Origin of the sequence: Acidovorax kalamii, from assembly GCF_002245625.1 — a bacterium.
Lineage (GTDB): Bacteria > Pseudomonadota > Gammaproteobacteria > Burkholderiales > Burkholderiaceae_C > Acidovorax > Acidovorax kalamii.
Genome location: NZ_NOIG01000004.1, coordinates 610,785 through 624,309, shown reverse-complemented (window position 1 = coordinate 624,309; position 13,525 = coordinate 610,785). Strand labels below are relative to the sequence as shown.

The following is a 13,525-nucleotide window of genomic DNA, read 5'->3' as shown; positions in this document are numbered from 1 at the left end:
GCGCGGCAACGGCCATTTTGATTCAGATTTTTGCGTCTTCAGGCTGTGTAGACGCCGCAGGCAGGGCGACTGAGGCCATGCGCAGTACCACCATGGGCTGGAGGGCGGCCAGCGCCTGCGCCTCGCGCACGGCCAGGGGCTGATCGACCAAGATGCAGGGCTTGCCCGTGCGGCGGCAGTGGTCCTGCACACGCCAGTAGTCGTCGTGGCTGATGCAGCCCGTCTGGCAGATCACCAGGTCGGCGGCGGCCAGGCTGGCGTCCAAGCCTGCGCCGCCAATCGCATCGCCCTCCCCGGCCTGCGCACGCTGCGGGCGATGGTCGCTGACGTAATGCTCCAGCGGCATCGGTGGCAGCAACTGCGCCTGCGGCGTCTGCGCGGAAGACGCAGTGGCCCGCAGCGCAGCGCCGTCACCCTGCCGCTGCGCATTGGCCGCAATCCCCTGCCCTGCCGCCGCCTGGCGCCAGCGCAGGCATTCGCGCGACAAGGTCGTGATGCGCTCGGCCAACAGGCCGATGTGCCGCGCCATGGCCTGGCGGCGCGGCAGGCCGGGGCTGGCGGCCCGCAGTTGCTCCAGCTCGTCCCATGCCAGCGCCAGGTGGGTGTCGCGCACGATGACGGCGCCGCGCAGGCGCACCACCTCGGCCGTCAGGGCCTCGATCTGCCGGGCCTGTGCCTGCATGGCGGTGCTGCAGCGCTGCTGGGCATCCCCCAGTTGGCGGCACAGCGCCAGAAACTCCTGCGGAAGTGAGACCATGCACCATCCTTGCAAATAAGAACTATTCGCATTTTATGATAGAATCAGCCCCCGTTGAGCAAGCCATCCTGGTGGGAAGGGCATCGAAGGGCGTCAGGGCCTTGGGTGTCTGGCTTGTGATGACACTGCCGCTGACCCATAAAAAAACCGCGCTTTGCAGCGCGGTTTTTTTGTTGGTGAAGGCTGCCAGGCTCAGGCTTGCGCCAGCGCCATCTTGCGCGCCGCCCAGCGGCGCAGCAGGCGCGGCACGATCAGCACGGCCAGCACGAGGATGATCAGGGTCACCGATCCCGGGCGCTCCAGGAAGATGCTCCACTTGCCTTCACCAATCGCAACGGCGTTGCGCATTTGCGCCTCGGCCAGGGGGCCCAGGATCATGCCCACCACCACCGGCGCGGCCGGGAAGTCGAAGCGGCGCATCACCACGCCCAGCAGGCCAATCGCATACAGCAGCACCAGGTCGAACGCGCTCTGGCGCATGCCATACACCCCCAGTGTGGAGAACACCAGAATGCCTGCATACAGGTACGACTTGGGGATGTTCAGGAGCTTGACCCACAGGCCCACCAGCGGCAGGTTCAGGATCAGCAGCATCACGTTGCCGATGTACATCGACGCGATCAGCGCCCACACCAGCGCACCATTGGTGTCAAACAGTTGCGGGCCGGGCTGGATGCCGTAGTTCTGGAACGCGCCCAGCAGGATGGCCGTGGTGTTCGACGTGGGGATGCCCAGCGTGAGCAGCGGAATCAGCGTGGCCGTGATGGCCGCATTGTTGGCCGCCTCGGGGCCCGCCACGCCTTCGATGGCGCCGGTGGTGCCGAACTCTTCCTTGTTCTTGCTCAGCTTCTTCTCGGCCGCGTAGCTCAGGAAGGTCGGGATCTCGCTGCCGCCCGCAGGCACAGTGCCAAACGGGAAGCCAATGAACGTGGCGCGAATCCAGGCGGGCCAGGAGCGCTTCCACTCTTCCTTGGTCATGTGGGTGCTGGTCAGGCGGTTCTGGGTTTCGTCCACCCGGCCCTCGTACATCACGTTATACAGCGCCTCGCCCACGGCAAACAGGCCCACGGCGATCAGCACGACCTCGATGCCATCCATCAGCTCGGGCACGCCACCGGTGTAGCGGGCCTGGCCCGTGATCTGGTCGATGCCGATGAGCCCCATGGCCAGGCCGACAAACAGGGCCACCATGCCACGCAGCGTGCTCTTGCCCAGCACCGCGCTCACCGTGGTGAAGGCCAGCACCATCAGCATGAAGTATTCGGGCGGGCCCAGGCGCACGGCGTATTCAGCGACCAGCGGCGCAAAGAAGGTGACCAGCACCGTGGCAATGGTGCCCGCCACAAACGAGCCGATGGCGGCCGTGGCCAGCGCGGCGCCAGCGCGACCGCTCTTGGCCATCTTGTTGCCCTCCATGGCTGTGACCATGGAGCCCGCCTCACCAGGGGTGTTGAGCAGGATGGAGGTGGTGGAGCCACCGTACATGGCGCCGTAGTAGATGCCCGCAAAGAAGATCATCGAAGCAGTGGCCTCGACCTTGACGGTGATGGGCAGCAGCATGGCCACGGCCACGGCCGGGCCGATGCCGGGCAACACGCCCACGGCGGTGCCGATCATGCAGCCCACAAAGGCCCACAGCAGGTTGATGGGTGTTGCCGCGGTGGCAAAACCCTGCATGAGGAGATTTAAGGTTTCCATGGTGTGCAGGCCTTACAGCCAACCGGTATTGGTCAAGCCGGGCAAGTTGATGGCCAGCATTTTTGTAAACATCCAGTACACCGGCGCCGCCACTGCGAGGCCGATGAAGGAATCCTTGATCCAGGCCTGCAAGCGCAGGTCCAGCTCGCCTTCGGAGCTTTTGAAGCCGCGCACCGAGAGCACAAAACACAGCGCGCAGCTCAGGATGAAACCCAGCGTGGTGATGAGCAGCGCATTGAGCAGCAGCCCGGCGGACACCCAGATGAAGCCCTTCCAGTGGGCCCGTGCGTCACCCGAACCTTCTTCCAGTTCGCGGAACCCGCCCGTGAGCGCGTGCACCACGCAGAGCACGCCGCAGATCAGCAAAGCGATGCTGACCACCCAGGGGAAGAAGTTGGGGCCCACGCCGCTGTAGCCCGCCTCGGAGCTGACAGAACTGGCCCCCCAGGCCAGGCCCAGCGAGAGCAGCACCAAGCCCGAACCCACCAGGGTCTGCAAGGGCTTGGAGCGCGATGAATGTTGTTGTGTCATGTTTTTTCCTTCGCACCAACCAGCATGCCAGGCCGCCGCCCCTGCTCGGCAGGCGGGGCGGCAGCCAAGCCTTGCTCCCGATCAGATCATCCCGGACTTGGCCATCGTGGCGCGCATGCTGGCGAACTCGGCATCCACGAAGTTGGCAAACTCGTCGCCCGCCATCCATGCGGGGGTCCAGCCGTTCTTCTCCATCGCGTCCTGCCAGGCCTTGTGCTTGAAGGTCTTGGCCAGTGCATCGATGAGGGTCTTGCGCTGCTCGGGCGTGATGCCAGGGGCGCCATACACGCCGCGCCAGTTGCCGATCTCCACGTTGATGCCCTGCTCCTTGAGCGTGGGCACGTTCACGCCCTTGAGGCGGGTGCCCGACGTCACGCCCACGGGGCGCATCTTGCCGGCAGCGATGTACTCGGCAAACTCGCTGTAGCCGCTACCGCCCACAGTGACGTTGCCACCCAGGATGGCGGCGGTGGCCTCGCCACCCCCACGGAAAGCCACGTAGTTGATCTTGGCCGGGTCCACGCCCACGTCACGGGCAATCATGGCGGCGGCGATGTGCTCGGTGGAGCCACGCGAACCACCGCCCCACTTCACGCTGCCGGGGTCTTTCTTGAGCTGGTCGATCACGTCCTTCATGGTCTTGAAGGGCGAGTTGGCGGGCAGCACGAACACGTTGTATTCGCTGGTCAGGCGCGCCAGGGGCGTGACCTTGTCCAGGCCCACGGGGGGCTTGCCGGTGATGATGCCGCCCAGCATCACGGCGCCCATCACCATCATCGCGTTCGGGTCGCCCTTGCTGGCGTTGACGAACTGCGCCAGGCCAATCGCACCGGCCGCACCGCCCTTGTTGTCATAGGATACAGAAGACGCAGCGCCCGCGTCCTGCATGGCCTTGCCCAGCGCACGGCCGGTGGTGTCCCAGCCCCCGCCCGGGTTGGCAGGGATCATCATCTTGATGGCCGACGCCGTCTGGGCCGAGACGGGCAACACACCCGCAGCGGCCATGGCGGCCAGGGATTTCAGAAAGGTATCGCGACGCATGGTGTCTGTCTCCTGATAAGGTTTGCGAACCGCCCGATGATGCGCGCGCTGCCTGTCAAACGGCTGTCCTTGGACTCAGGGAAAACACTAGCATCTGGAGTCCCCTCTGTGGCGAGTGCACGCAGCGCGCGCCGCCCGCTCGGGAGTGATATGGTCCCGCGCATGCAATTGCTCCTTGTAGAAGACGATCCCACCATGCAGGCCACGCTGCACCGTGCACTGACGCGCCGGGGCATGGAGGTCACGGCCGTCAGCGATGGCCGAGCAGCCCTCGCCCAATGGGCCGCCCTGCAACCCGACGCCATCATCCTGGACCTGACCCTGCCCGGCCTGGATGGCCTGCAGGTGCTGCAGCAGGCGCGCAACCGGGGCCTGCGCACCCCTGTGCTGATCCTGACCGCGCGGGGCACGGTGGGCGACCGCGTGATGGGCCTGAATGCGGGCGCCGACGACTACCTGCCCAAGCCCTTTGACCTGGACGAGCTGGAGGCCCGCCTGCGCGCCCTGGTGCGGCGCAGCGCCGACCCCACCGTGGCGCCGCTGGCACCCAGCACCCTGCAGATCGGGGCCATCCGCTACGACAAGGACAGCGGCGCGCTCTACCTGAATGGCGAGGTGATGGAACTCACCCCCCGCGAGCTGGCGCTGATGCATGCGCTGCTGGCCCAGCCCGGCCACGCCGTGACCAAGGAGCGGCTGTATGAGCTGGTGTTCCCCGGCCAGCTCGACGTGCAGTACGAAGCCATCGAGGTGGTGGTGTACCGGCTGCGCAAGAAGCTGGCGGGCACGGGCCTGACCCTCATGACGCTGCGTGGCCTGGGCTATCTGCTGCGGGCCGACGCATGAACCCAGGCAAAACCCAGAATGTGACACGCCACCACTCGCTGCGGCGGCGGCTGCTGCTGGGCATCCTGCTGCCGGTGGCGCTGTTCATTGGCTTCAACACCTGGAGCCTGTACCGCCAGACGCTGGCATCGCTCAACACTGCCTACGACCGCACCCTGCTGGCATCGGCCAAGAGCATCAGCGAGCAGCTCGATGTGAAGGGCTTTGACGACGCGGCGCAGCTGCGCGCCATCGTGCCCTATTCGGCCCTGGAGGCCTTTGAGGCCGACAACCAGAGCCAGATGTTCTACCGCGTCTCCACCCTGGGCGGCGAGATGGTGTCGGGCTTTGAAGACCTGCCGGTATGGCGCGGCAGCATCCCCGACAAACCGCCCTATGCAGCCCTGGTGGATTTTTACGACGACCGGTTCCGCGACCGCGACGTGCGCGTGGCCGTGCTGCTGCAGCCGGTGGCCAGCTCGCAAGGCCGGGCCATGGCCGTGATCCAGGTGGCCGAAACGCTGGAAGTGCGCGAAACCCTGGCCCTGCAGATCCTGTGGAACACGCTGCTGCGCCAGGCGCTGCTGATCGCCGTGATCGCCTTCACCGTGGTGCTGGTGGTGCAGCGCGCCACCCGACCGGTGCGCCAGCTCAGCCAGCAGCTGCAGGCCCGGCGCGAGGGCGACCTGAGCCCCATCGCCGCCCCCACGGCCCCGCGCGAGCTGCAGCCACTGGTGGATGCCACCAACGAAGTCATGCAGCGCTTGCGCCACCTGCTGCGGCACCAAAAGCGTTTTGTGCGCGATGCATCGCACCAGCTGCGCACGCCCTTGGCCGTGCTCAAGACCCAGGTGCAATCGGCCCTGCGTGGCGATGTGGAACCGCACCAGGCCCTGCACGAGATCAGCGACACCGTGGACCGCGCCACCCAGCTCGCCAACCAGATGCTGGCCCTGGCCAAGGTGGAGCAGCTGCGCCAGCAAAGCGCCCCACCCGCCACCCGGTTCGACGACATCCTGCGCGCCGTGGCGCTGGAGATATCGCCCCTGATCGCCCAGCGCGACCTGGACTTCGGCATCCACACCGAGCCCGCGCTGGTGCAGTCCCACGAATGGATGCTGCGCGAGCTGAGCCGCAACCTGCTGCACAACGCAGTGCGCCATGCGCCGCCAGGCAGCGAGCTCACGGTGGACCTGCGCAGCGACGGACGGCATGTGGCGCTCACCATCAGCGACCACGGCCCCGGCATCGACGACGAACTGGCCGCCCGGCTGTTCCAGCCGTTCTCGGCGGGTGATGTGCGCACAGGCAGTGGCCTGGGCCTGGCGATTTGCCACGAAATCGTGCAGGCGCTGGAGGGCAGCATCACGCTCACCAACCGCATGGTGGGCCATCGAGTGGCGGGCCTGGACGCTGTGGTGCGCCTGCCGCTGCCCAGCGCTGCGGCCGATGGCCCACCCGAGGCACAAGCGGCACAATCACGCCCATGAGCAACCTGGAGACAATGCGCCTGGACAAGTGGCTCTGGTGCGCCCGCTTCTACAAGACCCGCAGCCTCGCAACCGACGAAATCGGCAAGGGCCGGGTGACCGTCAACGGCCAACTGGCCAAGCCCGCACGCGACCTGCGCTGCGGCGACACCGTGGCACTGCGCCAGGGGCCCGTGGCGCGCACCGTGCGTGTCCTGGGCCTGAGCGGCGCGCGCGGCCCGGCGCCTGTCGCGCAACAACTGTACGAAGAAACCGCCGACAGCATCGCCGCGCGTGAAAAAGCCGCCGAGCTGCGCCGCCTCGCCCCCGAGCCCGCCGCCACCCTGCAAGAAGGCCGCCCCACCAAACGCGACCGCCGCGAGATCGACAAGGTCAGCCGCCCCGGCGGCGGCGACTGGGGAAGCCGCTGGAGCGCTTCGATCGACGAGTGAGCGGGAGCGCGAAAAGGCCCATGCCATCGCACTGCGCAGTGGGCGGGGCCTCTCTCACAGACAAAGTGGAACCCGGTTCAACGGGCGCATCCGCAGCCTGAACCGGGACATCACCAACACCGCATGGGGCGCACTGCGCGGCAGCAACTCTTCCACACACCCGGTGGCTGCGGGAGGCACAAAACCCGACGCAATGCCCCCCATGGCCGCCTTGGAGCCCCCCGTCCAGTCCCCGCCCCACTCCGGCCCTTCAATGCCCCCTGCGAAAAGCAGCGCACCTTCTGCCGAACCGCCTGCGCGGATCTCGATCCCCATACTGTTGGCCAGAGGACCCCGCCGATAGCCCGCCACAATTCGCAGCGCGAAAACAGGGTGCTGCCCCGGATCGAACACTGCGCCCGAGGTATTGGTGATGGTGGTCAGCGCAGGCATGGCGGTGCCGTTCCAGCCCTCGGCCATCACCACACCATCGCCAAAAACGATAAACCCCCGCGCTGTGGCCCACAGGTTCTTGCCATACCGGAAGATCGGGCCACAGTGCGGGTTGTAACTGCCCTGCCCGCCTTCACAATCGAGCGCGAACACGATGTGGTGCCCCCCCCCTTGGCAAAGAAGCGGGACGCATCCACAGTGCACACCAGTTCGCTGCCATGCGAGGGCGCAGAACTCGTAACCCGTGGCAGGTAGCAAAAATCCAGGTCATTGGGTGTCAGGCAGAGTTCGCGGGGGTGCGCTGTGCGGAGGGAAGTCATGGGTGCCCTTGTGCGGTGCATGCATCAACCGCCAGCATACAAGCCCATAAAAAGTGCCCTGCATCCCCGCACTGATCCGAACAGGAACACAGCGGCAAACGCAGCCAGGAGATCAACAGCACAAAAAAAGCCCGCACAGGGCGGGCTGAAACCTTGCCAGACTCTCAAGGACTTCACCACTCCACCACCCGAAGCGGCGGGCAGGGCCTGGAGTCCACAGAGATCGGACAAGGCTCTTAGGACTCTCTGATTGGGCACGCAACCCGACCGCTTGGCAATGCGGGAATCACCTATGCGCAGGCACGGAGCAATTGCAGGCCAACGCCGAGGGCTTGACCGAAGCGGCCAAAGAAAAAGCCCCAAGTGCGAGGAGCACTTGAGGCTTATCTTGGCGGAAACGGAGGGATTCGAACCCTCGATGAGGCTCTACACCCCATACTCCCTTAGCAGGGGAGCACCTTCGGCCACTCGGTCACGTTTCCAATCCCTCTATTATGCCTCATTTCGGAGGCGGTTCAGGCAGCCTGGGCGGCCTGGGCGGCCTGCGGCTTCAATGTGAAGGCCTCGCGCAGGCTGCGCACAGCCAGTTCCGCCTGCGTTTCATCGATCACGACCGAGGTCCTGGCCTCAAAGGTGGAGATCATCTGGGCCTGGATGCCCGCTTCACGGAGCGTGCCGAACACCTTGCCGGCCACACCCACTTGGCTGCGCGTGCCGGTGCCGACGATGCTGACTTCGCAAACACCGGCATCCCCCACGACTTCCAGCGCGCCCAGCGCGGGAAGCACTTGATCCAGCAGCAGCTCTACGGTGCGCACGCAGTCGCTGCGGTGTACCGTGAAGCTGAGATCGGTCTTGCCGTCCTTGCCCAAGTTCTGGACGATCGCGCCAGAGTCGATGCGGGCATCGGCCATGGTGCGCAGAACATGGCTGGCAATGCCGGGCTGGTGGGGCACACCGAGCACGGAGACCTTGGCCAGGTTGCGGTTGACGGCAATGCCGGAGACGACGGTTTGTTCCATTTTTTTGATTCTCAAGGTACTGCGGTGGGCGGCTTGTTGTGCACCGCCGTGTTGCGCGTCTGCAGGGCGGCCCACCTATGGGCTGAACCAATCAATCCCCGGGCCTGAGCGCACCACAAAACCACGCCCCACCTTGATATGGATCTGGTGGCCACGCGTGGTGCAGGCATGGATCTGGTCGAGCAACTCACCCAATTGCGCCGCAGCGGGCGTGGTGTGATGGGCCTGGCGCAGCCAGTGGCGCAGCACGTTGGCCTGCCTTGCACGGCTGAGTCCCTGCAGGGCCTTGATCAGCGGGGGCACACCCACCAGGGCCAGGTCCTGCTGCGCCAGCTCGTGCAGCAATTCGGCGGCCTGGGCGGCGTTGTCGGCCGAGCGCGCAAAGGTGTCGCGAAAGGATGGGAATGCCGCGTCCAGCGCAGGCAGTAACTGGGCACGGATGCGGTTGCGCGTGAAGCGCTCGTCGATGTTGGTGGGATCTTCTACCCAGGCCTGGCCCTGTGCGCGCAGCCAGTGGCGCACATCCGCCCCTGCCACCTGCAGCAAGGGGCGGTGCCAGACGATGCCCGCGCGCTCCCAGCGGGCGGGCATCGCGGCCAGGCCCGCCACGCCCGCGCCGCGCGACAGTGCCAGCAGCAGGGTTTCAGCCTGGTCGTCGGCATGTTGCGCAATTGCTATTGATTTGACAGCAATACCTTGGATATGGTCGCGCGCAAAGGCCTCAAAAGCCTGGTATCTGGCCTGCCGCGCCGCGTCTTCCGGGCTCTGGCCGGGGACATGGCGGGCATCGAGGCGCTGCACCACCAGCGGCACGTCCAGCCGCTGGCACAGCGCGGTGCAATGCTGCTCAAAACCATCGGCTGCGGCCTGCAAGCCATGGTGCACATGGATGGCCCGCACCTGGCCGGGCCAGCGCCGGGCACAGGCCAGCAGCAGGGCGGTGGAATCCGCGCCCCCGCTGAGTGCCACGGCCAGAGGCAACGCGGGCGCAAAAGCCTGCAGGGCGGCGTCGAAGGATTGGGTCATGCCAGGAGCCCTCGCGCCGGGCGGGGGACCAGCCGAGGGGCAGAGGCAGGATCATCAGCAAAACAAACAGGGCAGCGGGGCATGGGCGCCGATTATCGCGGGCGCCCTCGCCTGCTCTGCGCGCCCCAAAAAGCAAAACCGCCTCAACCGCCGGGCGCCGACAAACGCGGTGCCGCGTGCGACGCGTCGGTGGACAGGCGGAAGGTGCCCACCACTTCAGACAACCGCACCGACTGGTCCTTGAGGCTTTGCGCGGCTGCGGCGCTTTCCTCCACCAGTGCGGCGTTCTGCTGGGTCATCTGGTCGAGCTGTGCCACGGCCTGGCCGACCTCGTTGATGCTGGTGCTCTGCTCGTTGGTGGAGGCCGTGATTTCGGCCATGATGTCCGTGACGCGCTGCACCGAGGTGACGATGTCGTTCATGGTCGTGCCTGCGTCGTGCACCAGGCGCGAGCCGTTCTCGACCTGCTCCACCGAGGTGTTGATCAGCGTCTTGATCTCGCGCGCCGCCTCGGCACTGCGCTGGGCCAGGCTGCGCACCTCACCCGCCACCACCGCAAAGCCCCGGCCCTGCTCGCCCGCGCGGGCGGCTTCCACGGCGGCGTTCAGCGCGAGGATATTGGTCTGGAAGGCAATGCCGTCAATCACCCCGATGATGTCGTTGATCTTGCGGGAGGCTGCGTTGATCTGGTCCATGGTGGTGACCACATTGCCAACCACCTGGCCGCCGTGCTGGGCCACGTTGGACGCCTGGGCCACCAGCTGATTGGCCTGGCGGGCCGCATCGGCGTTGTGGCGCACGGTTTCGGTGAGCTGCTGCATGGAGGCCGATGTCTCCTGCAAGCTGGACGCGGTGAGTTCGGTGCGGCCGCTCAGGTCGTGGTTGCCGGTGGCGATCTCTTCCGCCGCCACGCGCACCGAGCTGCTGGCATCGCGGATCTGCGCCAACACACCCGAGAGCTTGCCTGCAAAGCTGTTGAAGCTGGCGGCGATCTGCGCCAGTTCGTCCTCGCCATGCGTGTCAATGCGGCGCGAAAGATCGCCATCGCCCGCTCCCACCTCGTGCATGGCGTCGCGCACCTGGGTGAGTCTGCGTAGCCGCTGGGTCAGTACCGTCGCCAGCAGGGCGACGGCTATCGCGAGCACCACGATGCTCGACAGCACCGAGGTAGTGAGCATGGTACGGATGGGAGCCATGGCTTCCGACTCATCCAGCGCCACCACCAGCATCCAGTTGGAGCCCGCGATCGGCGCCACTGTCAGAAGGCGCTGACGTCCATTGATTTCCACGGGCACCATCGTCTTGGACTGAACCGCTGCGGTGAGCTTGTTGCCGGACAGATCCTTGGACAAATCGGACAGGGGTTTCAGCGTCAGCGCGGCGTCCGGGTGCGCAATGATCTTGCCGTCGGCGGAGGCCATGAAGCCGAAACTTGTGGGCGTGGGCTTGACAGACGCTACGGTGGCCACGACCGACTCCATGGACACATCCCCGGCCGCCACGCCTTTGAGTGCACTGCCCGCCCCGACAGGGGTGGCAAACGTGACGACCAGCTTGCCGTCCGAAGCTGAAATGTAGGGCGGCGTGATGACGGATGCACCGGCCGCCGCCGCCTGCTTGTACCAGGGCCGAGCAGTGGGATCGTAGTCGGGGGGGAGGCTACGCTGCTCGGAGAACACGTACTTCTTGTCCGCATACCCGAAATACACGGTAGAGAACTTGCCAGCATCGCGCAGGATGGCCAGAGTTTTGACGGGATCCGGATCTTCAAAAGCGCTGATGGATGCCGCCACGATCATGGCCTTGGCACGCCCCCACTCCTCAATGGTTTCCACATGGCTCTTGGCGGTGGCCAGGCTCTCCTCTTGAAGCGCATCGCGCGCTTGGCTGCGCGCCACCAGAAAGTTCGCCACCGTCAGCACCAGCAGGGCCAGCACCAGGCAAATTGTGGACAACACCAAAATCTGCCCCTTGAGGGACTTGAACATCGACATGCGACACTCCTTTGGCCCGCAGCGAGCCATCGAAACATGCTACATCTTGTTGCAACATGTACGCCATAGGGAAATGCCGACGGCATGTCGCCCGCCACCACGCCCCCAACCCAAAGTGGCCCAGAAACGACAACGGCCCCTGTTGGGGCCGCATTGCAAGCAGGTCACCAGTGCGACCGGCTCAGGAAGCAGGGGTATTCAGCGGCTATCGGCCTTGGTGTCGGCGAAGCGGCCGTAGCTTTGCAGGCGCTCGTAACGGCGGTCCAGCAGGTCCTTGACCTTGAGGTCGGCCACCTGGCGGAAGGCATCGCCCAGCGCGCGCTTGAGGAAGGCGGCCATCTGCTTGTGGTCGCGGTGGGCGCCGCCCACGGGCTCGCTCACGATCTTGTCCACCAGGCCCAGCGCCTTGAGGCGGTGGGCCGTGATGCCCAGCGCATCGGCGGCCTCCTGGGCCTTGTCGCTGGTCTTCCAGAGGATGGAGGCGCAGCCTTCAGGGCTGATCACGGAGTAGATGGCGTACTGCAGCATCACGACCTGGTCGGCCACGCTGATGGCCAGCGCGCCGCCGGAGCCACCTTCGCCAATGATGGTGGTGATGATGGGCACTTCCAGCTGCGCCATCTCGAAAATGTTGCGGCCGATGGCCTCGGACTGACCACGCTCCTCGGCATCGATGCCAGGGTAGGCGCCGGGCGTGTCCACAAAGGTGAACACGGGCAGCTTGAACTTCTCGGCCGTCTTCATGAGGCGCAGGGCTTTGCGGTAGCCCTCGGGCTTGCTCATGCCGAAGTTGCGCATGGCGCGCTCTTTGGTATCACGGCCCTTCTGGTGGCCGATGACCATGCAGGCGTGGCCATTGAAGCGCGCGAGGCCACCCACGATGGACTGGTCATCCGCATAGTGACGGTCGCCGTGCAGCTCCACGAAGTCGGTGAAGATGTCGCGCACGTAGTCGAGCGTGTAGGGGCGCTCGGGGTGGCGGGCGATCTTGGTGATCTGCCAGGGGGACAGCTCGCTGTAGATGTCCTTGGTGAGTTGCTGGCTCTTCTTGCTCAGCTGGTCGATCTCTTCCGAGATATCGACGGCACTCTCGGTCTGCACGTAGCGCAGTTCTTCAATTTTGGACTCCAGCTCTGCGATGGGCTGCTCGAAATCCAGAAAGGTCTTTTTCGCCAACGTTGTTCTCCTTGGGGCTCGCGCCGGGCGGCTGCCACGATGAATGGCACGCACTGTAACCGACGGTTAACGATTTTTGGTCAAACGCGTCAGAGGGCGTCAGTAAGCAACCGGCTGCGGGTCGAGCGACCGCCAAATATACCAAGTCGCCACACTGCACCAGGGCTTCCAGGCCTCGGCCACCTCGCGGGCGTCGCTGCGGCTCACGGGGTCGCCCGAGAAGTAATTCTGGCTGATGCCGGTGATCAACCCCGGGTCGTCCAGGGGCAATACATTGGGCCGCATCAAATAGAAGATCAAAAACATCTCAGCCGTCCAGCGGCCGATGCCGCGAATGGCCACCAGCTCGGCAATGATGGCCTCATCCTCCATCGCCGCCCAGTCCTTCACATGCAGCTTGCCACTCTCGAAGTGCATGGCCAGGTCCACCAGGTAGTCCACCTTGCGGGCCGACAGGCCGGCGGCGCGCATGTCGTCGATCTTGAGCTTGAGCACGCTGGCGGGCTTCATGCCACGCGGCAGCAACGCCACCAGGCGCTCCCACACCGCCTGGGCGGATGCCACCGACACCTGCTGGCCCACGATGGAGCGCGCCAGCGTAATAAAAGGGTCGCCTTTGGTCTGCAGCGCGGCGTCGCCAAACTGCGGGATCAGGCGCTTCATCACCCGGTCTTTTTTGACAAGGTGCTTGCACGCCTCGGCCCAGTAGTCGGGCGTGGCCAGCACCAGCGGCGGCGTTGCAGCGTCGCCCGCTATTTTTTTTGAAGCTGCCACGGCTTACC

At 65.6% G+C, this 13,525-nt stretch carries 12 protein-coding genes, 1 tRNA gene and 1 pseudogene; 3 read left to right on the top strand and 11 right to left on the bottom strand.

The genetic code is table 11. From position 1 onward, the window contains the following. Nucleotides 1–22 precede the first annotated feature (22 nt). The 4 genes from CBY09_RS05960 to CBY09_RS05945 all read right to left on the bottom strand — a co-directional run bounded on the left by CBY09_RS05960 (nucleotide 23) and on the right by CBY09_RS05945 (nucleotide 4,027). Nucleotides 23–757 carry a DUF2325 domain-containing protein gene (locus CBY09_RS05960; protein WP_094287382.1) on the bottom strand — a complete coding sequence of 245 codons (735 nt, stop codon included), beginning with the start codon at nucleotides 755–757 and terminating at the stop codon, nucleotides 23–25. Between the two features lie 192 nt (nucleotides 758–949). Beyond that, nucleotides 950–2,455, bottom strand: coding sequence for a tripartite tricarboxylate transporter permease (locus CBY09_RS05955; RefSeq protein ID WP_094287380.1), 1,506 nt, complete (start codon nucleotides 2,453–2,455; stop codon nucleotides 950–952). Nucleotides 2,456–2,467: 12 nt separating this feature from the next. Further along, entirely contained in the window at nucleotides 2,468–2,986 is a 519-nt protein-coding gene (locus CBY09_RS05950) for a tripartite tricarboxylate transporter TctB family protein (RefSeq protein ID WP_094287378.1), read from the bottom strand. A gap of 81 nt (nucleotides 2,987–3,067) precedes the next feature. Continuing rightward, on the bottom strand, nucleotides 3,068–4,027 hold the full coding sequence (locus CBY09_RS05945; RefSeq protein WP_094287376.1) for a Bug family tripartite tricarboxylate transporter substrate binding protein: 960 nt from the start codon (nucleotides 4,025–4,027) through the stop codon (nucleotides 3,068–3,070). Between the two features lie 162 nt (nucleotides 4,028–4,189). On the opposite strand from CBY09_RS05945, the gene CBY09_RS05940 reads away from it, so the two are divergent. From CBY09_RS05940 to CBY09_RS05930, 3 genes are read left to right on the top strand one after another with little or no spacing between them, the layout of a single operon-like run. Further along, entirely contained in the window at nucleotides 4,190–4,873 is a 684-nt protein-coding gene (locus tag CBY09_RS05940) for a response regulator (RefSeq protein WP_094288052.1), read from the top strand. Continuing rightward, entirely contained in the window at nucleotides 4,870–6,342 is a 1,473-nt protein-coding gene (locus tag CBY09_RS05935) for a sensor histidine kinase (RefSeq protein WP_205734097.1), read from the top strand. The genes CBY09_RS05940 and CBY09_RS05935 overlap by 4 nt, the downstream gene beginning before the upstream one ends. After that, nucleotides 6,339–6,773: an RNA-binding S4 domain-containing protein gene (locus CBY09_RS05930; protein ID WP_094287374.1), complete on the top strand. Its 435-nt coding sequence runs from the start codon at nucleotides 6,339–6,341 to the stop codon at nucleotides 6,771–6,773. The genes CBY09_RS05935 and CBY09_RS05930 overlap by 4 nt, the downstream gene beginning before the upstream one ends. Before the next feature lie 54 nt (nucleotides 6,774–6,827). Here the strand turns inward: CBY09_RS05930 and CBY09_RS05925 are convergent, their stop codons facing one another. The 7 genes and pseudogenes from CBY09_RS05925 to CBY09_RS05895 form a co-directional block, all read right to left on the bottom strand. Beyond that, nucleotides 6,828–7,358, bottom strand: a complete 531-nt coding sequence (locus CBY09_RS05925) for a hypothetical protein (protein WP_094287372.1) — start codon at nucleotides 7,356–7,358, stop codon at nucleotides 6,828–6,830. 556 nt (nucleotides 7,359–7,914) lie between these two features. After that, nucleotides 7,915–8,007, bottom strand: a tRNA-Ser gene (locus CBY09_RS05920). A 33-nt stretch (nucleotides 8,008–8,040) separates the two neighbouring features. Beyond that, a pseudogene (locus tag CBY09_RS05915) lies at nucleotides 8,041–8,553 on the bottom strand (ACT domain-containing protein); the annotation flags it as partial. 69 nt (nucleotides 8,554–8,622) lie between these two features. Beyond that, nucleotides 8,623–9,573 carry a tRNA lysidine(34) synthetase TilS gene (gene tilS / locus CBY09_RS05910; RefSeq protein ID WP_094287368.1) on the bottom strand — a complete coding sequence of 317 codons (951 nt, stop codon included), beginning with the start codon at nucleotides 9,571–9,573 and terminating at the stop codon, nucleotides 8,623–8,625. A gap of 143 nt (nucleotides 9,574–9,716) precedes the next feature. Beyond that, nucleotides 9,717–11,567 (bottom strand): methyl-accepting chemotaxis protein, encoded by a 1,851-nt coding sequence (locus tag CBY09_RS05905; RefSeq protein WP_094287366.1) that lies wholly within the window; start codon nucleotides 11,565–11,567, stop codon nucleotides 9,717–9,719. A 198-nt stretch (nucleotides 11,568–11,765) separates the two neighbouring features. After that, nucleotides 11,766–12,743, bottom strand: a complete 978-nt coding sequence (locus CBY09_RS05900; RefSeq protein ID WP_094287364.1) for an acetyl-CoA carboxylase carboxyltransferase subunit alpha — start codon at nucleotides 12,741–12,743, stop codon at nucleotides 11,766–11,768. Nucleotides 12,744–12,842: 99 nt separating this feature from the next. After that, the gene (locus CBY09_RS05895) at nucleotides 12,843–13,517 is read right to left on the bottom strand and encodes a DNA-3-methyladenine glycosylase family protein (protein WP_205734095.1); all 675 of its coding nucleotides are present in this window, start codon (nucleotides 13,515–13,517) and stop codon (nucleotides 12,843–12,845) included. Between the last annotated feature and the right edge of the window lie 8 nt (nucleotides 13,518–13,525).